Raw genomic sequence first — 24035 nt, 5'->3', positions numbered from 1 at the left:
GTCGATAAAGAGGCAAATCGGGGCGCGGCAGCGGCCTGATGTCAGTCCTTTCCCGGCAGTATCTTCCCCGGGTTCATGATGTTCAGCGGATCGAGCGCCTGCTTGATCGTGCGCATGATGTCGACGCCATGGCCGAGCTCATGCCGCAGGAAGCCGATCTTGCCTTGCCCTATGCCATGCTCGCCAGTGCAGGTGCCGTCCATGGCGATGGCGCGCAAATTGAGCCGCGCCACGAATTTTTCGGCCAGCGCGATCTCTTTCGGGTCGTCCACGTCCATCAGCACCAGCACATGGAAATTGCCGTCGCCGGCATGGCCGACGATCGGCGCGATCAGGCCCATCTCGGCGATATCCGCCTCGGTCTCGGTGACGCATTCGGCAAAGCGGGAGATCGGCACACAGACATCGGTCGACAGGCCCTTGGCGCCCGGCCGTAGCGTCAGCGACGACCAGTAGGCATCGTGCCGGGCTTTCCACAATTTTGTCCGCTCTTCGGCGACGCTGGTCCACAGGAACGGACCGCCGCTATTTTCCTCGGCGATCATGCCGAAGGTCTCGGCCTGTTCGGCGACGCTGGCATCGCTGCCGTGGAACTCGACGAACAGGCACGGGCTCTCCGGATAGTCGAGCTTCGAATAGGTCTTCATCGCCCGCATCTGCAGCGCGTTGACCAATTCTATGCGCGCCACCGGAATGCCCATCTGGATGGTCGCGATCACCGCGTTGCACGCCGCCTCGAGGCTGGGAAACGGGCAGACGCCGCCTGAAATCGCCTGTGGAATGCCCTGCAGCTTCAAGGTCAGCTGGGTGATGATGCCAAGCGTGCCTTCCGAACCGATCAGCAGCCGCGTCAGATCATAGCCGGCCGAGCTTTTCTTGGCGCGCTTGCCGGTCGTCACTGCTTCCCCGTCGGCCATCACCGCCGTCAGCGACAGGACGTTCTCGCGCATCGTGCCGTAGCGCACCGCGTTGGTGCCCGACGCACGCGTCGCCGCCATGCCGCCGAGCGAGGCATTGGCACCCGGGTCGATCGGAAAGAACAGGCCGGTGTCGCGCAGGTGCCGGTTGAGATCCTCGCGCGTCACGCCGGGCTCGACGGTGCAGTCGAGGTCCTGCGGATTGACCGCAATGATGCGGTTCATGCGTGACGTATCGAGCGAGATGCCGCCGCCCGGCGCATTGGTGTGGCCTTCCAGCGAGGAACCGACGCCAAAGGCGATCACCGGCACGCGATGCGCCGCGCATGCGCGCACGATCTCCTGCACCTCCTCCGTCGTCTCGGCAAAGGCGACGCCGTCCGGCGCCTGCGTCGGAATATAGGTCGTGGTGTGCGCGTGCTGGGCCCGGATCGCCTGGCCGGTCTGGAATCGCTCGCCGAGCCGCTGCTTGAGGATGCCGAGTACGGCGGCAATGCCTTCTTCGTTGCGCTCGACCGGATTGAGGTCGCTTAGAGCCATCGATTCCTCCGCGAATGGACCAGCGTCCACCCTTGTTCTGCATCTACGGATGCGTAGTCTCACCAACCACGCTCTGTCCAGTCCACGCTCATCCCGGCATGACGAGAAGGAAGTTTCCGATGCCCATCCCCGCCCCTTTCGTCTCCCGCGCCATGGACATCGAGGAGGCCTGGATCGACTACAACGGCCATCTCAACATGGCCTACTACAACGTGCTTTTCGATCGTTGCTCCGACGAAGCCTTCGAGATGATGGGGATGGGGCCGGATTACGTGAAAGAACGACGGCTGACCATCTACACGGCGGAAGTCCATGTCTGCTACGTCCAGGAGTTGCATCTCGACCACAAGGTCACCGTTTCGTTCCAGCTGCTGGACCATGACGAGAAGCGGCTGAGGGCCTATCAGGAAATCCGTCATGTCGACGGTTGGCTCGCCGCCACTTCAGAAACATTGTCGCTGCACGTCGACATGGCTGGCCCGAAGGTAGCGCCCTTCCCCGCCGACGTCCTGGCCAGGGTGGAAGCGATGCGCGCCGCCCATGCCGCCCTGCCGATGCCGGAGCGCGCCGGCCGCTCGATCGGTATTCGTCGTAAGCCGGCTTGAACCGCAACCCAACCGCCGTTAACCTTACCGAGGTTTTAACGTGAACAAGCCGAATTGAGACGTTGAACGACTCAGCGCGGCGTTGGAAAACCGTCCGCATCGAATTGCGATACGGGCGGCGGAGCAGCAGCGGTTCGGGGAACGTGCATGAAAACCGACATCAAGGTCGAGGCGGACAGGCTGGCGGCTGATCCACGCATCACCGACTATGATTTCTGGCGCTCGCTGAAGAACCTCAACAACGAGATCTTCCACATCGCCAACAACAACGAGCCGATCCCCTTCGCCATGATCCGCTGGCGCGCCATCCTGAAGCAGGCGCGGATGAAACGCGGCCACGCCTGAACGGTGGGGGAAGAAACAGACCGGCCGTCCGGTTTGCATTTCTGATGATGTGCTGACGAACGATCCCAAGTGTCAAGGCAGCCGCTTCACCGCCCCCAGCGGCGAACGCGCCACGACAGGCGATGATTGGATAATCGCCGTATTGGTCATCGCGAACGGAATGATCCGGTCGATCACCCGCTCGAGCTCGGCCACCGAGGCGACATGCGCCAGCGCGATGAAACAGTCTTCACCGGCGACCCGGTCGCATTGGGCGATTTCCGGTAGGTCGCGGATGATTTCGGCCACGACAGCGAGCTGGCCCGGCACCGGCCTGATCCGCAGCCACGCCGACAATTTCATGCCGAGCGCGGCCGGATTGATGCGCACCGTGTAGGCCTCGATCACGCCGCTCTCCTGCAGCCGCTTGATGCGCTCGGCCATGCTCGGCGCCGACAGGCCGACCGACCGCGCCAGTTCGGCGGTGCTGGTGCGCGCGTCCTTTTCCAGCAGGCGCAGGATTTTCAGGTCCGCCGGATCCAGATCGCTATTTTCATTTCGAAGGCGTTTCAGCGGAATGCTCCTTGCTTTCGGAAAGGAAATGGCCGAAATGCCCGGCCATTATCCATATCAATGGCAAAAATCGCCTGCGATACTGATCCCATGCAAGATCGGACGCAAGCCCCCGCAGCAAGTCCGGCACTCGCCGGCCCCGCCTTTATCTTGGCAAACGCGGTCCCGCCGCATCTCTGGTTCGGCGTCAGCGCCGTGTTCCACTATCTCGGACCGGCCTTCGCGGTGCTGCTGTTCCCGCATGTCGGCGTGCTCGGCATGGCGTGGCTGCGCATTGCCACCGCGGCGCTCGTCTTTGCCCCGCTGACCCGACCGTGGGCGGTCTTCGCCCGCGCCGATCGCTCGACGCAGTTGCTGCTTGTGGCCTTCGGCGCCTGCCTTGGCGTGATGAACTGTTCTTTCTACCTGGCGCTCGATCGGCTGCCGATCTCGCTGGTGGCAGCGATCGAATTCGTCGGCACGATCGGCGTCGCGCTTGTTGGTCTCAGAAGCCCGCGCAATCTCGCCGCCCTCGCAATCGCTGTCGCCGGCACCCTGTTGCTGATCGACGTCAAATGGTCGAGCGATCCCGTCGGCCTGTTCTGGGCCTTCCTCAACGGCACGCTGTTCGTTGGCTACATCGTTCTTGGCCACCGCGTCGCGCGCGCCGGCGCTGGTGACGGCATCGCCGGGCTGGGTGCCGCCATGGCGGTCGCCCTTCTCGTCGTTCTGCCGATCGGTTTCGCCGATGCTCTGCCGGCTTTCTCGGCGCCGCCGCTGCTGCTTGCGGGGGTCGGCGTCGGCATCTGCTCGTCGGTCATTCCCTATATTTGCGACCAGCTTGCCATGTCGCGGCTGCCGCGCTCCAGCTTCGCGCTGATGCTGTCTTTGCTGCCGGTCACCGCGACGTTGATCGGCATCATCGTGCTGCGGCAGGTGCCGAGCCTCACCGACTGCATCGGCATCGCCCTGGTGGTGGCCGGCGTCGCCCTTCACAAACCGGCGCCGGCGCCCACCTGATCAGGCCAGCTTCTCCTTGAGGAAAGCGATCGTTCGGCCCCAGGCGAGGTCAGCCGCCTTCTTGTCGTAGCGGGCCGCCGACGTGTCGTTGTTGAAGGCATGGTTGGCGCCTTCATAGACATAGACCGAGTATTCGACATGATCCGCGTCGAGTGCCTTCTTGAAGGCATCGATGCCGGCATTGGTGCGGGTGTCGAGCCCGGCATAATGCAGCATGAGCGCGGCCTTGATCTTCGGCACGTCCTCGGCCTGTGGCTGCATGCCGTAATAGGCGACGGCGGCGGCGAGGTCCGGCGCGTTGACGGCCAGCATGTTCACCGTGCCGCCGCCCCAGCAGAAGCCGACAGCGCCGACCTTGCCGTTGCCGTCCTTGTAGCCTTTGAGGTAGGCGACGGTTGCCACGGCATTGGCGGCGACCTGTGCTGGATCGAGCTGGGAAAACAGGTCACGTGCCCTGTTTTCATCGTCCGGCGTGCCGCCGAGCGGAGTCATGAAGTCCGGCGCAAGCGCCACGAACCCTTCCAGCGCCACGCGCCGCGCCACATCGCGAATATGCGGGTTGAGACCCCTGTTCTCGTGCACCACGATGACGGTGCCAAGCTTGCCGGTCTGCTCCGCCGGCCTGACCAGATAGCCCTTCATCTCGCCGGCGCTGCCGGGATAGCTGATGTCCTCGCCTTTCACACGCGGATCGTCTTCCGCCACGATTGCCGCCTGGGCCGAGTTCGCCGCCAGCAGCGGCGCGATCGCGGCAGCTGCCGCACCCGATCCGGCAAGCCTGGTCAATTGCTCCATGAAGCGCCGCCGGTCGAGCGTCAGATGCGTGTATTCGTCATAGGCGTCGATCATCGCCTGGGTAATGACAGGCTCGGCGGCAGTGGGTTCGGCAGGTGTTGTCATGGCGCGCTCCTCGTCGGCGCCCCCCGCGGCAACATAGAGCCGAAGCTTGCCTGGTCCAGTCACGGCTGAGTGAGGCTGCCATAAGTCCCTGCGCGAGGGCCGTGATGCCGCGCGCCGCACTGTCGTTAAATTTTGGTCCTTTGTGGCAATGCTAAATGCACGCACCACAATGTAAAAAGAAGTTACCGGGCTATGCCTCACTCGGGCCATTTGGCGAACGACAATGGCCATTTGGCGGGAAAAGAATGCCTGATTGACGACGAAGGAACACGCCCATGACCTTTCCCTCCCCGCTTCTGGCAAGTGGGTTCGCCCTCGCCGCTATGGCTTTGCTGGCGCTGCGGTTCACTGCCTTCACCGCCTTCAAACGATCGTTGATCAAGATCCGCGCCAACCGGCACCCGCCCGCAAACACCAAAGCCTGAGGAAAGGTCATGGACGTTCAGGACATCATCAACACCGTCTCCCAGAAATCCGGTCTCAACCAGGCTTTGACGGAAAAGGTCGCCGGCACGATTTTCTCGGTGCTCGAACACGAGGCGGAAGGCACGACTCTGTCCAGCTTCTTTGCCAAAATCCCGGGAGCCGACGCCCTGGCCAAGCAATATGATGTCATGGCTCCCGGCGCGGCTTCCGGTGGTGGCCTCCTGTCCTCGCTGGAGGGCGCGCTCGGCGGCGCTCTCGGCGAAAAGACCGGCGCGCTGATCAACGGCGTCGCCATACTCAAGGCATCAGGCCTCACGCTCGCACAGATCAGCCAGGCCGGCACGATGCTGGTCCAGCAGGCCGAGACAGCCGCCGGCCCGCAGCTGACCAGTGAGGTACTTGCATCGGTACCCGACCTGAAAGGGCATCTCGGGCTCTGAAGGAACTTCTCTATTTCGGCAGCGTATAGGCCATCACATAGTCGCCCGGCTTGGTACCGACCGAGCCGTGGCCGCCGGCAACGATGACGACCAACTGGCGTCCGTCGGCTACCGTGTAGGTCATCGGTGTCGACTGCCCGCCGGCCGGCAGCCGCGCCTGCCAGAGCTGTTTGCCGGTCGTCAGGTCATAGGCGCGCACATAGTCGTCGACCGCCGCACCGAGGAAGGCGACGCCGCCGGCAGTGATCATCGGCCCGCCAATGCCGGGCACGCCGACCTTGAATGGCAGCGGCAGCGGCGTCATGTCGTAGACGGTGCCGTTGCGATGCTTGTAGACGATCTTGCCGGTCCGAAGGTCGGCACCCGCCACATAGCCCCAGGGCGGCGCCTGGCAGGGAATGCCGAGCGGCGACAGGAACGGCTTCAATATTACTGCGTAAGGCGCACCGTCATTGCGGTTCAGGCCCTGTTCGCTGCCCTTGGTGTCACCGGGCGGCGGCACGTCGGCGCGCGGCACCAGCTTGGAGATGAACGCCAGGTATGTCGGCATGCCGAACATCACCTGCCGGACCGGATCGACTGCCACGCCGCCCCAGTTGAAGGTGCCGAAATTGCCGGGGTAGATCAGCGAGCCCTGCAGCGACGGCGGCGTGTAGCGGCCCTCATAGCGCAACTTCCGGAGCTCGATCCGGCAGGCCAGCTGGTCGAACATGGTAATGCCCCACATGTCGGCGCCGGTCAGCGGTTTCGGACTGAAGCTGAGGTCCGAGAGCGGCTGCGTCGGCGAGGTATGGTCGCCTTCGATCGCGCCGCCCGGCGCCGGCACTTCCTTGACCGGAACGATCGGCTCGCCGCTGCGCCGGTCGAGCACATAGAGGTCGCCCTGCTTGGTCGGGCCGACCAGCGCCGGCACCACGCCACTTTCCGTGGTGATGTCGACCAGCGTCGGCTGCGCCGGCACATCCATGTCCCAGAGATCGTGGTGCACGGTCTGCCGCACCCAGCGCAATTGTCCGCTGTTGAGATCGAGCGCGGTGATCGAAGAGGAGAATTTCTCGTCATTGGCGCTGCGTCCGGCACCGAGTTGGTCCGGCGTCTTGTTGCCGAGCGGCACATAGAGCAGCCCGAGCTTCTCGTCGACGCTCGCCGTCGACCACATGTTGGGTGAGTTGTTGGTGTAGGTCTGGTCCGGCGGCAGCGGCGTCGTCTGGTCCGGATTGCCGGAATCCCAATTCCACAACAGCGCGCCGGTGTCGGCATCGTAGGCACGGATGACCCCGGACGGCTCCTGCGTCGAATAATTGTCGTTGACCGCGCCGCCGACGATGATCTTGTTGGCGACGATCAGCGGCGCCGAGGTCGAATAATAATAGCCCGGCTTCGGATATGGCATGTTGGCGAGCAGGTTCAGCGTGCCGCCTTCAGCGAAAGTCGGGCAGACCTGGCCATTCGCCGCATCGAGCGCGATCAGCCGGGCGTCGGATGTCGGCAGGTAGATGCGTGTGGCGCAGGGCTGGCCGGCGGCGACCTTGGCATCGGCATAATAGGACACGCCGCGGCAGGTCTGGTGCTGGCGGTCCTTGTTGAGCTTGACCTGCGGATCGAAGCGCCATTTCTCCTTGCCGCTCGCGGCATCGATGGCGATGGCGAAATTATGCGGCGTGCAGATGTAGAGCGTGTCGGCGATTTTTAGCGGCGTCACCTGATAGGTCGTCTCGCCGATGTCGTCGGGCCCTTTCACGTCGCCGGTGCGATAGGTCCAGGCCGGCTGCAGATTGGCAACGTTTTCGGCGGTGATCTGGTCGAGCGGCGAATAGCGCTGGCCATATTGCGTGCGACCGTAATAGTGCCATTCGCCAGCCGGCACGTTGCCGCCGAGATCGGCGGTCGGCGTCACCTTGTCGGTGTTGAGTTCACCCGCAATATCCTTTGGATCGGTCGTCATCGAATAGCCGGCGACCGCAAGCGAGGCCAGCACGGCGAGGATCAGCGGCGCGCGTCCGTCGGGACCGGTAAGCCCGCGCCGCGCCCATGGCGTCAACAGCCATAGCGCGACAAGCACGATGATGCCGCCGCGCGGGCCGAGCTCCCACCAGTCGAAGCCGATCTCCCAGACCGCCCAGGCGAGCGTGCCGAGCACGATCGCCGCGTAGAGCCACAGCGCAGTGGATCTGCGCCTGTAGAGCAGCCAGGCCGCGACAAGGAAAGCTAGACCGACGATGACGTAATACCAGCTGCCCCCCAGCGTCACGAGCCAGATGCCGCCGCCGCCAACCGCCAGGCCGATGAGGAAAAGGATCAGGGAGGTGATGACCACAGCCAAGACGGTGCTCCTTCGACTGGTGCGCTCCGCGACGCGTCCATGGGCAACCCCGCATTGCGTTCCTGCCCCCACGCAACTTTCTCCGGCCCGCCTCCCCTGTCAAGCAAGCTCGGCGTTTTACGGCGCCGGCCCATTGCAAGCCCGGCGTTTTGGTTAGCGGACCCATTCAGATTGTGAGTCTACGACTGGACAGAGAACAAAACGGAGACACTTCTGGCCTTTCGCTGCCGAATCACTACATTCGGGGAGAGATGTCCGGCTTTTCGGAAGACATGCCCTTTTTTGACGAACCGAACGCGCGGCCCGTGGCCCCGTCGGGCATTGCCGCGCGCGCCATGGCTGCCCGCAGCAACCAGAACAACGCGCCCGATTATCTCAACGGCCTCAACCCCGAGCAGCGGCTGGCGGTGGAAACCACCGAAGGCCCGGTGCTGGTGCTGGCCGGCGCCGGCACCGGCAAAACGCGCGTCCTGACCACCCGCATCGCCCACATCCTTGCCACCGGCAAGGCTTTCCCCTCGCAGATCCTCGCCGTCACCTTCACCAACAAGGCGGCGCGCGAGATGAAGCAGCGCATCGGCCTGTTGATCGGCGAAGGCAATGTCGAGGGCATGCCGTGGCTCGGCACCTTCCACTCGATTGGAGTGAAGCTGCTGCGCAGACATGCCGAGCTGGCCGGGCTCAAATCCGACTTCACCATTCTCGACACCGACGACGTGGTGCGCCTGATCAAGCAGCTTATCCAGGCCGAAGGGCTGGACGACAAGCGCTGGCCGGCCAAGCAGTTCGCCCAGATGATCGACGGCTGGAAGAACAAGGGCCTCGGTCCCGCCGACATCCCCGAGGGCGATGCCCGTGCCTTCGCCAACGGCAAGGGCCGCGAGCTCTACAAGGCCTATCAGGAGCGGCTGAAAACGCTGAACGCTTGCGACTTCGGCGATCTCCTGTGCCATCCGATCCGCATCTTCCGCGCCAATCCGGACGTGCTGAAGGAATACCACAAGCGCTTCCGCTACATCCTCGTCGACGAATATCAGGACACCAACACCGCCCAGTACATGTGGCTGCGGCTCTTGGCGCAGCGGCCGCAATCCTCCCCCCTTGAGGGGGAGGTGCCCGCGAAGCGGGCGGAGGGGGTTGCCGCAGAAGGCACCGCTAGAGCGTCGAGCACTGCCGCCGGTAGGTCGAGCACTGCCGCACGGACCCCACCCGACCGGGCTTCGCCCGGCCACCCTCCCCTCAAGGGGGAGGGAAGCCCGCGCCTGTCCACCGTAAATATCTGCTGCGTCGGCGACGACGACCAGTCGATCTATGGCTGGCGCGGCGCCGAGGTCGACAACATCCTGCGCTTCGACAAGGATTTTCCCGGCGCCACCATCATCCGGCTGGAGCGCAACTATCGCTCGACCGCGCACATCCTCGGCACCGCCTCCCACCTCATCGCCCACAATGAGGGCCGCTTCGGCAAGACGCTGTTCACCGAAAAGATCGCCGAGGACGACGAGAAGGTGCATGTCCACGCCGCCTGGGATTCCGAAGAGGAGGCCCGCGCCGTCGGCGAGACCATCGAGGCTTATCAGCGCCAGAAGCACAATCTCAACGACATGGCGATCCTCGTCCGCGCGTCCTTCCAGATGCGCGAATTCGAGGACCGCTTCGTCACGCTCGGCCTCAACTACCGCGTCATCGGCGGCCCGCGCTTCTACGAGCGCCTCGAAATCCGCGATGCGTTGGCCTTCTTCCGCGTCGTCGCACAAGGCGCCGACGACCTCGCCTTCGAGCGCATCGTCAACGTGCCGAAGCGCGGCCTTGGCGAGGCCACCATCCGCCAGATCCACGACACCGCACGGGCGCTGCGCATCCCGATGCTGGAGGCGGCGGCAAAACTCGCCGAGAGCGACGAGCTGAAGCCGAAGCCACGCGCCGCACTTCGTGAGGTCGCGGCCAATTTCGAGCGCTGGCAGAAGGCGCTGGAAACCACCCCGCACACCGAGCTCGCCGAGACCATTCTTGAGGAGAGCGGCTACACCGATATGTGGAAGAACGACCGCTCGGTCGAAGCACCGGGACGGTTGGAAAACCTGAAGGAACTGATCCGCTCCATGGAGGAGTATGAATCGCTGCGCTCCTTCCTCGAACATGTAGCACTCGTCATGGACGCCGAGCAGAATGCCGAGCTCGACGCGGTCAACATCATGACGCTGCATTCGGCCAAGGGCCTCGAATTCGAAACCGTGTTCCTGCCCGGCTGGGAAGAAGGGCTGTTCCCGCACCAGCGTTCCCTCGACGAGGGCGGCCGCTCAGGGCTGGAGGAGGAACGCCGCCTCGCCTATGTCGGGCTGACCCGCGCCAAGAAGAACCTGCACATCTGGTTCGTCTCCAACCGCCGCATCCACGGCCTCTGGCAATCGACCATCTCGTCACGCTTCATCGACGAGCTGCCGGAAGCCCATGTCGAAGTTTCCGAGAGCGGCAACTCCTACGGCGGCTACGGCAATGCCTATGGCGGCGGCTCGTTCGCCTCCGGTCGTGGAGGCCAAAGTGCAGGCAGGCAGAACCCTTATGGGGCATCGCGCTTCGACAACATTGGCGGCAATAACGGCGCTGAAAAATCCGGCGCTTTCTCCAGCACCTATGCGACACCGGGCTGGCAGCGCGCCCAAGCCAACCGCACCGAGGCGACCGACCGCAATTGGGGCACGCGCTCCGGTCACCAGGTCGACCGCATCGGCTATGGCGAAACCGACTCCGGCTACGGCGCCGGTCGCACCTCGGTCAAGGGGCGCACCATCGACGGCGAGCTGGTCGCCAAATCCGTCGCCCACACGCCGTCCCCCTTCAGCGTCGGCGACCGCGTCTTCCACCAGAAATTCGGCAACGGCAACATCTCGGCCATCGAAGGCAACAAGCTGACCATCGACTTCGACAAAGCCGGCCAGAAACGCGTGCTGGACGGGTTTGTGACGGGGGTGTGAGGCCGCCGGGCGCTAGCGATACCGCGCCTGGTTCCACTTGTGGCCGAGCAGCGACAGGATGATGATCAGGCCGTTGAAGAACTGGACATAGAAGCCGCTCAGGCCTGCCGCCACCACGCCGGTCTGGATGAACGAGACGGTGACCGCGCCGATCGCGCCGCCGACAACAGTGCCGATGCCGCCCCAGGTCGGGGTGCCGCCAACGAACACCGATGCCAGCACCGGCAGCAGGTATCCGTCCCCCGCCGTCGGCCACCAGGTGAAGTTGATCATCACCGAGAAGGTGCCGGCGATCGCAGCCCCGATGCCGACGAAGACGAACACTTTTACCCGCACGCGCTTGACGTCGATACCCATCTGCTGGGCGCTGTCGGGATTGTCGCCGACCACCTTGACCTGCGCGCCGAAGCGATGGCGGTTGTAAAGCAGAGCCGACAGCACGACGAAGCCGATGGCCCAGAAGATCTGCACCGGAATGCCGTAAAGCTGGCTGGAGAAGATCTTGTAGGCCCAGCTGTCGGCAAGGCCGGTCAGCGCCGTCGACCTGCCCTCGTTGATGATCTGGATCAGGCCGCGCAGCAGGAAATTCATGCCGAGCGTGGCGATCAGCGACGACAGCCCGCCATAGACGACCAGCGAGCCGACCAGGAAGCCGAGCAGCATGCCGGTGACGATTGCGGCGGCGATGCCGAGGAACGGGTCGTAGCCGGCCTGCACGACCAGCGCGAAGACCCATGAGGCAAAGCCCATTGTCGCCGGAAACGACAGGTCGATCTCGCCGCAAGTGACGACGAAGACCAGCGGCACCACCACGAACAACGCCACCGGCAGCGTGGTCAGCACGGAACTGTAGAGATTCCAGTTGGTGAACACGATCGGGTTGGCGATCATGAACACCGCCATCATGACGATGAACACGGCAAGCGTGCCGAGCGCGGCGCGGTTGTCGAGGATGAACCCGCGCAGCCAATTGTCGGACGGGTGTCTCCACTCTTTCCCGGCGGCCTCATTATGCGTGCCGCCGAGGGGGCTCTGCAGATCGGGTTCCATGGTCTTGCTCATCGTGCCGCCCTCCCTGCATCGCCCGCGTCGTGCAACCCCGGCAATCCGCTGGGGTGGGCGACGTCTTCCATGAAATTGATCAGATCCTCGGCCGATTTGACCTCGCTGCGGTCGGCGGTGAGCGCGACCTTGCCGCGGTCCAGCACCACGAAGCGATCGGCGATATCGAAGACGTGGTGGATGTTGTGGCCGATGAACAGGATCGAGCGACCGCTCGCCCGCACCTGGCGCACGAAGTGGAAGACCTTGGCGGTCTCGGTCAGCGATAGCGCGGTCGTCGGTTCGTCGAGGACTATCAGCTCCGCCTTCTTATAGATGGCCCGCGCGATCGCCACGCCCTGCCGTTCGCCGCCCGAGAGCTGGCCGACGATCGACTGTGGCGTGAACACTTTCGAGGTGAAGCCGATCTCGCGCATCAGCCGGCTCGCCTCCGCGATCTCCTTGTTGACCTTCAGCCAGCCAAGCCAGCCGGTGAGTTCGCGGCCCATGAAGATATTGCGTACGATCGTCTGCTGCACGGCGAGCGCCCGGTCCTGGAACACCGTTTCGATACCGGCGTCGCGCGAGCGCGCAGGGCTCCATCCGGTCACCGGCTTGCCGCGGACGAGAATCTCGCCGCTGGTCGGTTTGACCACGCCGGACAGGATCTTGATCAGCGTCGACTTGCCGGCGCCATTGTCGCCGATCAGGCCGACCACCTCGCCGCGATCGACGCTGAGATTGACCCCGCCCAGCGCATAGACCTGGCCGTAGGACTTGGTGATGTCGCGCAGTTCGATGATGCGTTCGGCCATGGCGATCCTCGCTTGATTGTCGCGTGCCGGCCTTTTCGCCGGCGGTCCCGCCGGCCGGGCTCGATCCCGGCCGACGGCTTGGGAGGTCAGCGCAGCGCCTGCTTGGCGAGCTCGGCGACGATCTCGTAATTCTGCGGCGTGACGAAGCCGGCGCCGGTATCGACATTCATCGGTGCGAGACCCAGCACAACCTGCTGGCAGAGGCTGAGGATCGGCAGATAGCCCTGCAGGAACGGCTGCTGGTCGGCCGTCAGCTGCACCCAGCCGCCCTTGAAGCCCTCGACGATCTGCGGGCTGGTGTCGAAGCCGAAGTTGAAGATATCGCCCGGCTTCCTGCCCGCCGCCTGCATGTAAGTCGGGACGTTGCCCAGCATCTGTCCGCCGGGATAGCCAACCGCCTTGACGTCGGGATTGTTGAGCAGTGCCGCGGTGATCACCGGAAGGGCCAGATTGGGGTCGGAAGCCCATTCGCCGCTTGGCGGCGAGGAGAGCTGTATGACCTCGACGCCCGCTTCCTTGAGGGCAGCGACAGTGCCGCGTTCGCGCGCGCCGCGGCTCTCGTTCTCGAACGGGCCGATCATGATTGCCTTGTCGCCGGCCTTGAGCCCGGCCAGCTTGACCGCCTCGGCACCAAGCGCGCGGCCCTGCTGCTCCTGCTGGGCACCGACATAGCCGCCGCCGAACGCCGCCGTGACCGTCGGCACCGGCACGTTCTGGTACATCATCTTGATGCCGTCCTTGTGCGCCTGTTCGGCCAGCGGCATGATCGCGGCGTCGCCCGGGTGGCCCATCATGGCGATGCCTTGGGGCTTGACCGCGACAGCCTCGCGCAATTGCTGCACCATCTTCTCGACATCCCACTGGGAAAAGATGTAGTCGACCTTCGGCCCGAGATCGGCCGCCGCCTGCTTCGCGCCATTATAGACGATCGTGCCGAAGGCATCGCCCTCGGCGCCGCCGACGAAGAAACGGATATGGACATCCTTACACCACTGGGCATCGAGCGCCTGCGCCGGCAAGGTCGAGAGTGCGGCGGCGAGCGCCATCGCGGCCGCCGCGACGGTCGAGCGCAGAACTGTCCTTCTCATCGTAATGCTCATGCACTTATCCTCCCTTTGTTCCCTCGCTAGCCGAGGGGTTTTGACGATCGCTTCGGCATTGCGCCGCAATCTTTCGCTGGCCGGCACCTCCCGCCGGCTTGTCCTGTTTTTATGCATGTCGTTATCGCAAAACCGCTGGGCACTTTTGCGCGACATGCATTAGCCTCACACCGGGTTCGGCAGGTAGCTCGCGCCTCCCCGGCATTGTTGGAGATAATCCAGTGCCCGCGCCTGGCCGGTGATCTCGAGATCGCCGCGATAGACCGGGTCGTGCCAGCCCTCGATGTCGATGGCGCCCTTGTAGCCGGCCAGCCGCAGCTCGCTGATCACCCGCGTCCAGTCGCTGTCGCCGAAGCCAGGGGTGCGCATCTGCACGAACGGCAGGCGGCCGAACACGCCATGTTCGCGGATCACGTCCCAGCGCACCGTCGCGTCCTTGCCGTGGACGTGGAAGATACGCTGCGCCCATTTGCGGATCTGCGGGATCGGATCGATCAGATAGACCAGCTGGTGGCAGGGCTCCCACTCCAGGCCGAGATTGTCGTTTGGCAATTCGTTGAATATCAGCTCCCAGGCGTCCGGATTGTGGGCGATGTTCCAGTCGCCGCTGGCCCAGTTGCCGTCCATGGCGCAGTTCTCGAAGGCGATGCGCACGCCCTTGTCGGCGGCCCGCTTGGCGAGCGGCCCCCAGACCTCGCGGAAGCGCGGCAGGCTGTCGGGCAGCGGCTTGCCGCGGATGCGGCCGGTGAAGCCGCTGACCATGTTGGTGCCGAACCGATGCGCGTTGTCGATGATCGTTTCCCACGCCTCGAGCACGCCGCGATCGATCTCGCCGCTCTCCAGCGGATTGCCGAACACGCCGATCGACGAGACGATGACATCGGCATCGCCGATCGCCTCGCGGATCTCGCCCGCCAGCCGCGGAATGTCCTTGCCGCCCAGCGTCTGCCAGAAGAACGGCTGGATGCTCTCGAAGCCGAGCGGCAGGATCTGCCTGACATAGGCGGCCGGGTCGTCGAGGTTCGCACGCACCATGGTGCCGATCCTGATGTCGAGCAGCGGGTTTGGCATCATGACCCCTCCTGTTGAGCGATAGCGACCCGGCGCCCGGTTTCGGCGCTCTCGATCGCAGCGAAAACCATGGCCAGGCTCTTGATGTTGTCGGCGCCGCGCGTCTCCGGCTCGGTGCCGGTTTCGACGGCGCGGACGAAATCCTGGATGATGCCGAGATGGCCGCCGACGCGATCTGCCGGGTCGAGCGGCGGCACGGCTATCGGTTCGGTGCGGTCGAACAGGCCTTCACGGACCGGCCGCACGACTTCCGCCTTCAATCCGTCCGCGCCGTCCCAGACAATGCTGCCGCGCTCGGCGACGATCCGCCATGTACTGTCCCAGCTTGTACGGAAGCCGGCCGCGCACCAACTGCCGGCATAGGTGAACAGCTTGCCGCCGCCGAGGTTGAAGCTTGCGGCTGCCGACGACCCTTGCCGATACCAGGAGTTGGCCGGCTCCCACTCCTGGCAATAGACGCCGGCCGGTTCGCCGGCCACCATGTAGCGGGCTGCATCGAATGTGTGGATCGCCATATCGAGCAGCAGCACATGGCGCATCTCTTCGCGAAAACCGCCGAAATGCGGCGCAACGAAGAAATCGGCGTGGATGCTGGTTGGCGCACCAATGGCGCCGGAATCGAGAAAGCGCCGGATGCGCCTGACATTGGCGACATAGCGGCGGTTCTGCACGACGGCATGGATGCGGCCGGCGCTGCGGGCCGCCTCGACAATGGCACGCGCATTGTCCGGGCTGTCGGCCAGCGGCTTTTCGGTCAAGAGATGGCAATGGTGGGCAAAGGCGGAAAGCGCGACCTCGCGGCGGGCGGCGGGAACCACGACGTCGAATACCGCGTCGGGCCTGGTCTGGTCGAGCACGGCGTCGAGCTCAGTTCCGATGACGGCGCCGGAAAGCTCGTATTCGCGCGCCCTTGCCCGCGCCCTTTCGGCGTCGAGATCAACCAGGCCGACAATGGCGAGCCCGTCGATCTGCTTGGCCGCATCGAGCCAGGCCTTGCTCATCGCGCCGCAGCCGACCAGGACGACATTGATCATCCAGCACTCCTCCCTCTCGGCCCCTCCAGACCGATCGTCACGGCGTTCACGGCAGAGCCGCAAACGTTCTTCCGTAAACGTTTACGAGAACACACCCGATGGCGTAGAATGTCAATTGGCCGGCTGTGAAAAATCGTGGCGTCGGCTTGGCCCGGAGAGCAGCCGGTGCTAGCCAAGCAAGGGGGAGAACTGTCCTTTGGCGTCCAGCATTCACGACCTTGCGCGTCACCTGAATATTTCGATCGGCACGGTGTCGCGCGCGCTCAACGGCCGCGCCGACGTCAATGCCGACACACGCCAGCGCGTGCTCGATGCGGCCAAGAAGCTGAATTATTCGCCGAACCAGTCCGGCCGCAGCCTGCGGCGCGGCGCCACCCATTCGATCGCCTTCATGCTGCAGCCTCATCCGGGCGACCAGGAATATGGCGAGCCGTTCTTCATTCCGTTCCTGACCGGGTTGCAGGCCAAGCTCGCCGAAAGCGGCCTCGACCTGATCGTAGTGATGGGCGCGCCGGGCGACTACCAGCAGGAGCGCCTGCGCCGTGTCGTCGAGACGCGGCGGGCCGATGCCGTGGTGCTGGCCTGGACGCGGCGCGAGGACGAGCGCATCGACTATTTGACCCAGGCCGGTTTCCCGTTCGCGACGCTCGGCCGCAGCCGCTCCGGCGGCGATGCCTATCCCTCGCTCGACCTCGATTTCGAAAAAGCCGGGGCTGACGCGGTCGATCGTCTCGTCGCGCGCGGTCACCGCCGCATCGCCGCCATCCGCCCGTCGCTCGACCTCAATTTCGGCTATCTGTTCCTCGCCGGCTATCGCAAGGCGTTGCGGCGGCACGGCATCGAATTCGACCCCGAGTTGATCGCCGACGGCTTCATCAACGAGGCCGGCGGCTACGCGGTGATGCCGAAGGTCATGCACTCCAAGGACCCGCCGACGGCCATCATCTTCAACAACGACGCGATGGCGCTTGGCGGCTGCAAGGCTCTGGCCGAGGCGGGCATCAGGCCCGGCCACGACGTTGCGGTGATCGTCATCGTCGACACCCCGCTCTGCCGCTATTTTTCGCCGGCGCTGACCGGCTTCCGCCCGGCGCTCGAGCCGATGGGCGAGCGGTTGGCCGAAATGCTGCTGGCATCGATCCCGGCTTACGCCGGCGCCGAAGGCGCACGCATCATCCGTGAAGTCTGGCCGCTGGAACTGATCGCGCGCGACAGCGATTGAATCGCGGCGCTCACTGAGCAGGCTCAGATTGATCAAGACCCCCGCGCTCGCGCTCCGGCGTTGCGACCAGCGAGGCAGCGGCGGCGTTGGCGGCGCCAAGTGCCGCCTCGACGGGCTCTCCACGCGCAAGCCACGCCGCAAAGGCGCCGACGAATTCATCACCGGCACCGTGGGTGCTGACCACCTCCACCGGCATCGCCGGCAAGGCGAATGCCTGGCCGTCGCGGTCGCGATAGGCAACGCCCTCGCCGCCGGCCGTGACGATTGCAGCCGGATAGGAACCGACGAGTATGCCGGCCGCCTTCGCAGCACCCTCGAGCGTGTCGACGACCGGAACGCCGGCCAGGAACTCCGCCTCGATGGCGTTGACGATGACGATGTCGGTCAGCGCGATCAGTTCGGCTGTCAGCTTTCGCGCCGGCGCCGCATTGAGAACGACCCGGCCGCCATGCGCCTTCACCGCTCGCGCCGCGGCAATGTTGGCGGCTTCCGGTACCTCGTTTTGCAGCAGCAGAACCGCCGTTTGCGCGATCAACTCGGCCGCCTCAATAATGTCCTTTTCGCCGAGAGTGAGATTGCTGCCCGAGACGATCACCGCGCCATAGTCGCCGCTGTCGTCGAAAATCGCTACGCTCATGCCCGAGCCGGCGCCCGAAGCCACTCCCACGAAGCGCTGGTCGACGCCGTTGCGATCAAGATTGTCGAGAAGCGCGCGGCCGAAATCATCGTCGCCGACAGCTCCGATCATCGCCGCACGCACGCCGGCCCGCGCTGCCGACACCGCCTGGTTGCCGCCCTTGCCGCCGCATTTCGGATGCCAGGCATGGCCGGTGACCGTTTCGCCCTTGCGTGGGCGATCGGGGGCTTCGACCATGATGTCGTAATGCAGGCTGCCGAATACGGTCACCAGCGGCGGGGGAGCCGTCATGTGCCCCAGACCTTCATGAGCCGCTTGCCTTTCATGAGTTCTTGTCTTTCCGTTTCGACGTCACCGCAGACATGGTGCGGCCGAGATTGCGCTCCGCCGCCTGGTAGTCGCGTTGCGCGACCGCCACGAACAGCGCGTCGAGAATGTTGAGCTGGGCAATGCGCGCCGCCGCGTTCTCACCCATCAACGGCGAGCCTTGCGCGGTCGAGCAGAGCACGATGTCGGCGACGGCTGCCAATGGCGAGTTGTCATAGTTGGTGATAGCCAGCGTGCGCGCGCCGCTTTTGCGCGCAAGTTGGATGGCGTCGATGACGGCGCTCGTGTTGCCGGAATGCGAGAAGCCGACGGCGATGTCGTCGGCGCCGAGCAGCGAGGCCGACATCAGCATCAGGTGCGAATCGTCGTAGACAGAGGTGCGGATGCCGATGCGCAGGAATTTGTGCGAAACGTCGCGTGCGATCTGCGCCGAGCCGCCGACGCCGTAGAAATCGCGGTTCCTGGCGCGGTAAAGCAGATCGGCGGCACGGTCGAAATCGTCGATGTCGAGGATGGCCAGCGTCTCCTCCAGCGCCTGGATGGAGGTGCGGAACACCTTCTGCACGATCTCGGCCGAACTGTCGTCCACCGACAGCTCCTGATGCATCTCGGCGGTCGGCAGGCGGCTGTATTCATAGACCGCCGTGCGAAAGTCGCGATAGCCGGAAAAACCCAGCTTCTTGGCGATCTTGACCACCATCGCCTCCGACACACCGGCCTCCTCGGCGATCTGCTTGAGCGGTATGGTCTCGTCGAAGCCGCGCCGTCCGAAGACGGTTTCAACCACCTTCGCCTCGAGCGGCGTCAGATGCGGCATCATCATGCGAATGCGCGGTCCTACTGCTTTCAGGTCCAGCCCGGTCAAGGTCATCCACGTCCCCTCGTCACGCGATCGATAAGCATCGCGGCGAGGATTATAAGGCCAGTTGCCAGGAGCTGATAGAAGGACTGCACGTTCATCAGCGTCAGGCCGTTGCGCATGCTGCCAAGGATGACGGCACCCAGGATGGTGCCGACGACGCTGCCCTTGCCGCCCATCAGCGAGGCACCGCCAATCGCCGCCGCTGCTATGGCGTCGAGCTCCCAGAGATTGCCCAGAATGGGTTCGGCCGCACCCAGCCGGCCGATCAGGATCTGCGCTGCAAGCGCTGCCAGCAGGCCCGAGATCATATAGGCGGCGATCTTGGTGCGGGCGATCGGCACGCCGGCTATGTAGGCCGCCTCCTCATTGCCGCCGACGGCGAGCAGATATTCGCCAAACGGCGTCTTCTTGAGGATGATCCAGGCAATCAGCGCGACCACGGCCACGATGATGACCGCCAACGGCAATCCGAACAGCGAGCCGTTGAAGATGGCACGGAAGCCGGCAGGCAGGCCGAGCACCGGATTGCCGCCGGTATAGATCAGCGCCAGCGCCCGGTAGGTGCTGAGCGTTCCCAGCGTGACGATGAAGGGCTGCAGCCCGACATAGGCAACCAGCACGCCGTTGAGCAGTCCGCAGGCGAGGCCGATGGCGAAGCCGGCGGCGATGGCCAGCGGAAACGGCACACCGGCAACCAGCATCGAGGCCGAGATGACCGCCGAAAGGGCTGCCGTCGGCCCGACGGACAGGTCGATGCCGCCCGAGATGATGACCAGCGTCATGCCCAACGCCAGGCACGCATTGATGCTCGATTGCTGCAGGATGTTGATCAGGTTGCGCTCGGCAAAGAAGCCGGGGACCAGCGCCCCGAAGACGGCAAGGATCACCACCAGGCCGATCAGCGTGCCGGCGTCGCGCACGGAAAACCGGTGCAGGAAATCTGCCCTTGGGCGCGCTGCTGTGTGTTGAGTTATATCGGTCATCCGCTGGTCCTGTCCGTTATGCACCGGCCCGATGGCCTTGCGCCTTGCCGGCCTCAATCTCCGTTTGGGGTATGGCGTGCGCGGCGATCGCCTGTTCGCTGAGACTTGCGCGGCCCAGTTCGGCGGCGACCGTGCCGTCGCGCATGACCAGCACGCGGTCGGCGAGCCGGATCACCTCGGGGAGTTCGGACGACACGACGATTACCGAATGGCCTTCGGCGGCGAGCTCCTCGATCAGGTGGTAGATCTCCGCCTTGGCGCCGACATCGATGCCGCGCGTCGGCTCGTCGAACAGAAGGATCCGCGTTCCCGCCGCCAGCCAGCGGCCGATGATCGCTTTCTGCTGGTTGCCGCCGCTGAACAGGCGGATCGGCCGGTCGAGCAGGAACGGCCTGAGATTGACCCGCTTCATCTTCTCGGCCGCGGCCCGTTTCAGCTTTTTGTGATCGATGACGCCGCGCGGCGCGAACACGCCCATCGAGGCCAGCGCCATGTTGCTGGAGATCGACCGCAACGGCACGATGCCTTCGCGCTTGCGCTCCTCCGGCACCAGACCGATGCCGGCCGCGATCGCGTCGCGCGGACTGGAAAGCTTTACCGCCGCGCCGTCGATCTCTATTGCGCCTGATGAGGCCCGGTCGGCGCCGGCCAGCAGCCGCAGCAGTTCGGTGCGGCCCGAGCCGACCAGGCCGGCAACGCCCAGCACCTCGCCGCGATGCAGGTCGAACGAAACGTCACGGACCTTGGTTGCCGAGGCGAGGCCACGCACGCTCAGCCTGATCTCGGGAGAAGCATGCGAGCGGTGTTGTTCCTGGGCAAGCTCGCGGCCGACCATCATCGAAACGACGGCCTTTTCCGACACCTGCGCGAGATCGACGGTTTCGACCACAACGCCGTCGCGCATGATGGTTGCGCGCTGGCAGATGCCGAACACCTCGTCCAGCTTGTGCGAGACATAGACGACGGCGACACCGTCGCGTGCCAGACCGGCAATAACTTCCGCCAGCCGTTCGAACTCGCTCGGCGTGAGGCTCGACGTCGGCTCGTCCATCGCCACGATCCTGGCGCGGTCGAGCAGCGCCCGCGCGATCTCGACGATCTGCCGCTGCGCCACCTTCAGGCTGCCAAGCGGGGCTGCCGGATCGATGGTCGGGTCGATGGCGGCCAGCGCTTCCGCAGCGCGGCTCTCCTGCTCGCGCCGTGCGACGAAGACGCCGCCGCGCGTCAACGGATGGCCGAGGAACATGTTCTGGGCGACGCTGAGGCGTGGCACCTGCTGTAATTCCTGATGGATCATCGCCACGCCGGCTGCGCGTGCGGCGACCGGATTGTTCAGCATCACCGGCTTGCCGTCGATCAGCACGCTTCCCGCCGTCGGTCGGTAGACGCCTGACAGTATGCGCAGCAGCGTCGATTTGCCGGCGCCGTTTTCACCGAGCAGGCCATGGATCTCGCCGGCGCCGACCGAAAACGACACTTCGCTCAGCGCCCGCACAGCCGGAAACTCTTTGGAAATGCCCTCGAATTGCAGCCGCGCTGACATTGCTTCGGTTCTCCAGGCAAGGTGCCGACCCAAGGCCGGCACCTGCCGGCCCTGCTCTACTGGCCCGCTGCCGCGTCCTCGAGCAGCGCCTTGCGCACGGCATCGCCGCCGCCGGAGTAACGGTCGGCATTGTCCTTGGTGATCAGCGCCTGCGGCGTGGCAACGACGCGCGGCAGCTTCTGCCCGGCCACCAGCCGCAGCGCAGATTCCAGCGCCACCTCGCCGGTCAGCACCGGGAATGAATCGACGGTGCCGGTCAGCTCGCCGGCGCGGATCGAGGCATAGGCGTCGGAGATGCCGTCGGTGCCGAAGACCGCAACCTTGTCCTGCAGCCCGGCAGCCTTGACCGCCTCGACGATGCCCAGCGCCATGCCGTCATTGTTGGCATAGAAGCCGATCAGGTCGGGGTGCTGTTGCAGGATGTTGGTGGCCGCGTCGTAGGAGGTCTGGCGATCCCAGTTACCGGGGACGCTGGCGACGACGTCGAACTTGCCGGCCTCGGTGATCGTGGTCTTGAAACCGTCGGTACGCTGGACGGCGGCGTAGACGCCGGCCTGGCCTTCGACGATGGCGACCTTGCCGCCGTCCGGCCGGTTCTTGATGAACCATTTGGCGACGCGCACGCCATTGTCGCGCTGGACATTACCGACATAATGCTCGGCCTGCGGAATAACAGCATCATTGACGTTGACCACCGGCACGTTGGCCGCCTTGGCCTGTTCCATGATCGGCTGCAGGTTGGAGTCGGTCTGCGGCGAGACGAGCAGCACGTTGTAGCCCTGTGTGACCAGGCCTTCGGCGATGGTGAGCTGACCGAGCTGGTCGCCCTCGCTCTGCGCCGCCTGGTAGACGACGGGCACGCCGATGCGGTCGCCGAACGACTTGTAGCCCTCTCCCAGCGAGCGCCAGTATTCATTGGTCAGCGTCTTTGAGACCGCACCCGCCTTGGTACCCTCGGGCAGCTTGGGGAACGCACCGAACCTGGCCTCGAGCTGCGACCAGTCGATGCGATCCTTCTCGGTGTCGGAATTGAGCGGCGCGAGGTCCGCGGAAAAAGCCGAGCCGATGGACAGCGCCATCAGGGCAGCGGCAGCGGTGGCAAGCAGAAATTTCATGGTCTTTCCTCCCTGGTTGAAAACGGTGATGGCGCCGGAGCTTCAGCTGTCCGGCCCGAGCATGGCTTCCTGGATGATGGCCTGCGAGGCGATCGCGTCCTGACGGCCGACGGCGGCTGACAGGCGGTTGTCCCCGTCCAGCCGATCGACGACGCGCAGCATGCGCTTGACGGTCGCGATGTTGACTTCGCATTCGTGGATCGGGTCGAGCCCGGTCATATCGGGAAACGTGTCGAAGTAGATGGCGCCGGCATAGCCGTCTCGACGGATCTGCCTGAGCAGCTCGATCGTTTGCAGCGTGTGCACGGCGCCGACCATCAGGCCGTCGTCGCGCTTGGCGTAGCCGTCGTTGAGATGCACGCCGAGCAGCTTGCTATGGCGCGCCACGAGTGCTGCGGCAAAGGCCGGCTGCTCGTCGGCATAGAGCACATGGGCGAAATCGAGCGTCACGCCGAGATTGGGCAGGCCGATCTCGCGGATCGCCAGCAATGTAGTCGCCGCATCTGGCATCAGGCTGTAGGAGCGCGGCTCGTTGGGTTTGTATTCAAGGCTGATTTGGCAGCCCGGATCATGCGCCGCAACTTCACGAATGCCATCGATTTCGTGTTGCCAGAGCGCTGCGTAGTCCACCTGGAAGGCATAGTCGAAGCCATCCTGCCCGAGCCACAAGGTCATCAGGCTGGCGCCCGCCTCGCGGGTGGCGTCGATGCCGGCCTTGGTCAGGTCGATGGCTTCGCGGCGAATGGCAGGATCCGGGTTGGTGAAGGCGCCGAGCTTGAAAGCCGGATTGGAATAGTAGCGCATGGCGAAACCATTGATGGAAAGCCCGATATCGCCGAGTTTGCGCGCTATTTCCGGAGGCTTTTCATCGACATGGTCGGGGAAGTTGAGGTCGAGATCGGTCAACTCCGCAACCTTCGCCGCACGTGCCGCCATTTGCAGCATGGACGGTTTGCCGACAAGATCGGGCCACTCGGACTGTGGCCGCGAGGCAAAGGAATTGAGGCGGGTGGCGAAACGATAGGCAGTCATCGGGGACCTTCCATTGTCATAACTTTACATTAGAACGATTATTTGTAAAGTTGTTAATTGCTCGCTCGGCGACGACGAATTCGCCATACCCAGGCCAGTTGCGACCACGGGGGACAAGCAAGCGCGGCACTGTCACGCAAGTATCATGTTCGCGTCCTAGATCGCTTCTCCGAAGGCTTTCGCGGCATCCTCGATGCCACGCGGCGCTTTTTCAGATCCCGGCAGCTTTGT

At 64.6% G+C, this 24035-nt stretch carries 22 protein-coding genes; 7 read left to right on the top strand and 15 right to left on the bottom strand.

Annotated features, from left to right (window positions below; all coding sequences use genetic code 11):
• Positions 1–41 precede the first annotated feature (41 nt).
• Positions 42–1457, bottom strand: a complete 1416-nt coding sequence (locus tag NKH28_RS06045) for an FAD-binding oxidoreductase (RefSeq protein WP_352978198.1) — start codon at positions 1455–1457, stop codon at positions 42–44.
• 119 nt (positions 1458–1576) lie between these two features.
• Here NKH28_RS06045 and NKH28_RS06040 point away from each other — a divergent pair, with 119 nt between their 5' ends.
• The gene (locus tag NKH28_RS06040; protein ID WP_352471602.1) at positions 1577–2062 is read left to right on the top strand and encodes a thioesterase family protein; all 486 of its coding nucleotides are present in this window, start codon (positions 1577–1579) and stop codon (positions 2060–2062) included.
• A gap of 147 nt (positions 2063–2209) precedes the next feature.
• Positions 2210–2407, top strand: a complete 198-nt coding sequence (locus tag NKH28_RS06035; RefSeq protein ID WP_023676715.1) for a hypothetical protein — start codon at positions 2210–2212, stop codon at positions 2405–2407.
• Positions 2408–2479: 72 nt separating this feature from the next.
• Here the strand turns inward: NKH28_RS06035 and NKH28_RS06030 are convergent, their stop codons facing one another.
• On the bottom strand, positions 2480–2959 hold the full coding sequence (locus NKH28_RS06030; protein WP_352978412.1) for an Lrp/AsnC family transcriptional regulator: 480 nt from the start codon (positions 2957–2959) through the stop codon (positions 2480–2482).
• Positions 2960–3049: 90 nt separating this feature from the next.
• Here NKH28_RS06030 and NKH28_RS06025 point away from each other — a divergent pair, with 90 nt between their 5' ends.
• Complete coding sequence (locus NKH28_RS06025) at positions 3050–3958, top strand: EamA family transporter (protein WP_352978196.1); 909 nt, start codon at positions 3050–3052, stop codon at positions 3956–3958.
• On the opposite strand, the gene NKH28_RS06020 is transcribed toward NKH28_RS06025, so the two are convergent.
• A complete protein-coding gene (locus NKH28_RS06020; protein ID WP_352978194.1) occupies positions 3959–4858 on the bottom strand; it encodes a dienelactone hydrolase family protein in 900 nt (299 codons plus the stop codon).
• 275 nt (positions 4859–5133) lie between these two features.
• On the opposite strand from NKH28_RS06020, the gene NKH28_RS06015 reads away from it, so the two are divergent.
• Together NKH28_RS06015 and NKH28_RS06010 are read left to right on the top strand one after the other, a co-directional pair.
• A complete protein-coding gene (locus tag NKH28_RS06015; protein ID WP_023676719.1) occupies positions 5134–5283 on the top strand; it encodes a hypothetical protein in 150 nt (49 codons plus the stop codon).
• Positions 5284–5292: 9 nt separating this feature from the next.
• Positions 5293–5724 (top strand): hypothetical protein, encoded by a 432-nt coding sequence (locus tag NKH28_RS06010; protein ID WP_352614313.1) that lies wholly within the window; start codon positions 5293–5295, stop codon positions 5722–5724.
• Between the two features lie 10 nt (positions 5725–5734).
• On the opposite strand, the gene NKH28_RS06005 is transcribed toward NKH28_RS06010, so the two are convergent.
• Positions 5735–8047 carry a glucose/quinate/shikimate family membrane-bound PQQ-dependent dehydrogenase gene (locus NKH28_RS06005; protein WP_352978192.1) on the bottom strand — a complete coding sequence of 771 codons (2313 nt, stop codon included), beginning with the start codon at positions 8045–8047 and terminating at the stop codon, positions 5735–5737.
• 251 nt (positions 8048–8298) lie between these two features.
• On the opposite strand from NKH28_RS06005, the gene NKH28_RS06000 reads away from it, so the two are divergent.
• Positions 8299–11022 carry an ATP-dependent helicase gene (locus NKH28_RS06000; protein WP_352978190.1) on the top strand — a complete coding sequence of 908 codons (2724 nt, stop codon included), beginning with the start codon at positions 8299–8301 and terminating at the stop codon, positions 11020–11022.
• Positions 11023–11034: 12 nt separating this feature from the next.
• On the opposite strand, the gene NKH28_RS05995 is transcribed toward NKH28_RS06000, so the two are convergent.
• The 5 genes from NKH28_RS05995 to NKH28_RS05975 form a co-directional block, all read right to left on the bottom strand.
• Positions 11035–12084: an ABC transporter permease gene (locus NKH28_RS05995; RefSeq protein WP_352978188.1), complete on the bottom strand. Its 1050-nt coding sequence runs from the start codon at positions 12082–12084 to the stop codon at positions 11035–11037.
• On the bottom strand, positions 12081–12878 hold the full coding sequence (locus NKH28_RS05990) for an ATP-binding cassette domain-containing protein (RefSeq protein ID WP_352505623.1): 798 nt from the start codon (positions 12876–12878) through the stop codon (positions 12081–12083). Before NKH28_RS05990 ends, NKH28_RS05995 begins: the two co-directional genes overlap by 4 nt.
• A gap of 86 nt (positions 12879–12964) precedes the next feature.
• Positions 12965–13978, bottom strand: coding sequence for a substrate-binding domain-containing protein (locus tag NKH28_RS05985; protein ID WP_023676725.1), 1014 nt, complete (start codon positions 13976–13978; stop codon positions 12965–12967).
• Between the two features lie 165 nt (positions 13979–14143).
• Positions 14144–15049, bottom strand: coding sequence for a sugar phosphate isomerase/epimerase family protein (locus NKH28_RS05980; RefSeq protein WP_352505670.1), 906 nt, complete (start codon positions 15047–15049; stop codon positions 14144–14146).
• Entirely contained in the window at positions 15049–16083 is a 1035-nt protein-coding gene (locus tag NKH28_RS05975) for a Gfo/Idh/MocA family protein (RefSeq protein WP_352505622.1), read from the bottom strand. The genes NKH28_RS05980 and NKH28_RS05975 overlap by 1 nt, the downstream gene beginning before the upstream one ends.
• Positions 16084–16279: 196 nt before the next feature.
• Between NKH28_RS05975 and NKH28_RS05970 the strand changes: the two genes are divergently transcribed.
• On the top strand, positions 16280–17305 hold the full coding sequence (locus NKH28_RS05970; protein WP_352505621.1) for a LacI family DNA-binding transcriptional regulator: 1026 nt from the start codon (positions 16280–16282) through the stop codon (positions 17303–17305).
• A gap of 10 nt (positions 17306–17315) precedes the next feature.
• Here NKH28_RS05970 and NKH28_RS05965 read toward each other — a convergent pair whose 3' ends face one another.
• Genes NKH28_RS05965 through NKH28_RS05940 form a run of 6 tightly spaced genes read right to left on the bottom strand, consistent with a single transcriptional unit; the run spans position 17316 to position 23804 of the window.
• Positions 17316–18233 (bottom strand): ribokinase, encoded by a 918-nt coding sequence (locus NKH28_RS05965; RefSeq protein WP_352978186.1) that lies wholly within the window; start codon positions 18231–18233, stop codon positions 17316–17318.
• Positions 18234–18264: 31 nt separating this feature from the next.
• Positions 18265–19140: a MurR/RpiR family transcriptional regulator gene (locus tag NKH28_RS05960; protein WP_352978184.1), complete on the bottom strand. Its 876-nt coding sequence runs from the start codon at positions 19138–19140 to the stop codon at positions 18265–18267.
• On the bottom strand, positions 19137–20114 hold the full coding sequence (locus NKH28_RS05955; protein WP_352456543.1) for an ABC transporter permease: 978 nt from the start codon (positions 20112–20114) through the stop codon (positions 19137–19139). Before NKH28_RS05955 ends, NKH28_RS05960 begins: the two co-directional genes overlap by 4 nt.
• Positions 20115–20130: 16 nt before the next feature.
• Positions 20131–21657, bottom strand: coding sequence for a sugar ABC transporter ATP-binding protein (locus tag NKH28_RS05950; protein ID WP_352978182.1), 1527 nt, complete (start codon positions 21655–21657; stop codon positions 20131–20133).
• A gap of 56 nt (positions 21658–21713) precedes the next feature.
• Positions 21714–22772, bottom strand: a complete 1059-nt coding sequence (locus tag NKH28_RS05945) for a sugar ABC transporter substrate-binding protein (RefSeq protein WP_352978180.1) — start codon at positions 22770–22772, stop codon at positions 21714–21716.
• Positions 22773–22814: 42 nt separating this feature from the next.
• Entirely contained in the window at positions 22815–23804 is a 990-nt protein-coding gene (locus tag NKH28_RS05940; RefSeq protein WP_352978179.1) for a TIM barrel protein, read from the bottom strand.
• Between the last annotated feature and the right edge of the window lie 231 nt (positions 23805–24035).

It is taken from the genome of Mesorhizobium sp. M1227 (genome assembly GCF_040318315.1).
Lineage (GTDB): Bacteria > Pseudomonadota > Alphaproteobacteria > Rhizobiales > Rhizobiaceae > Mesorhizobium.
Note: the sequence above shows the minus strand (reverse complement) of the source record. Positions and strands in the feature narration are given on the sequence as shown.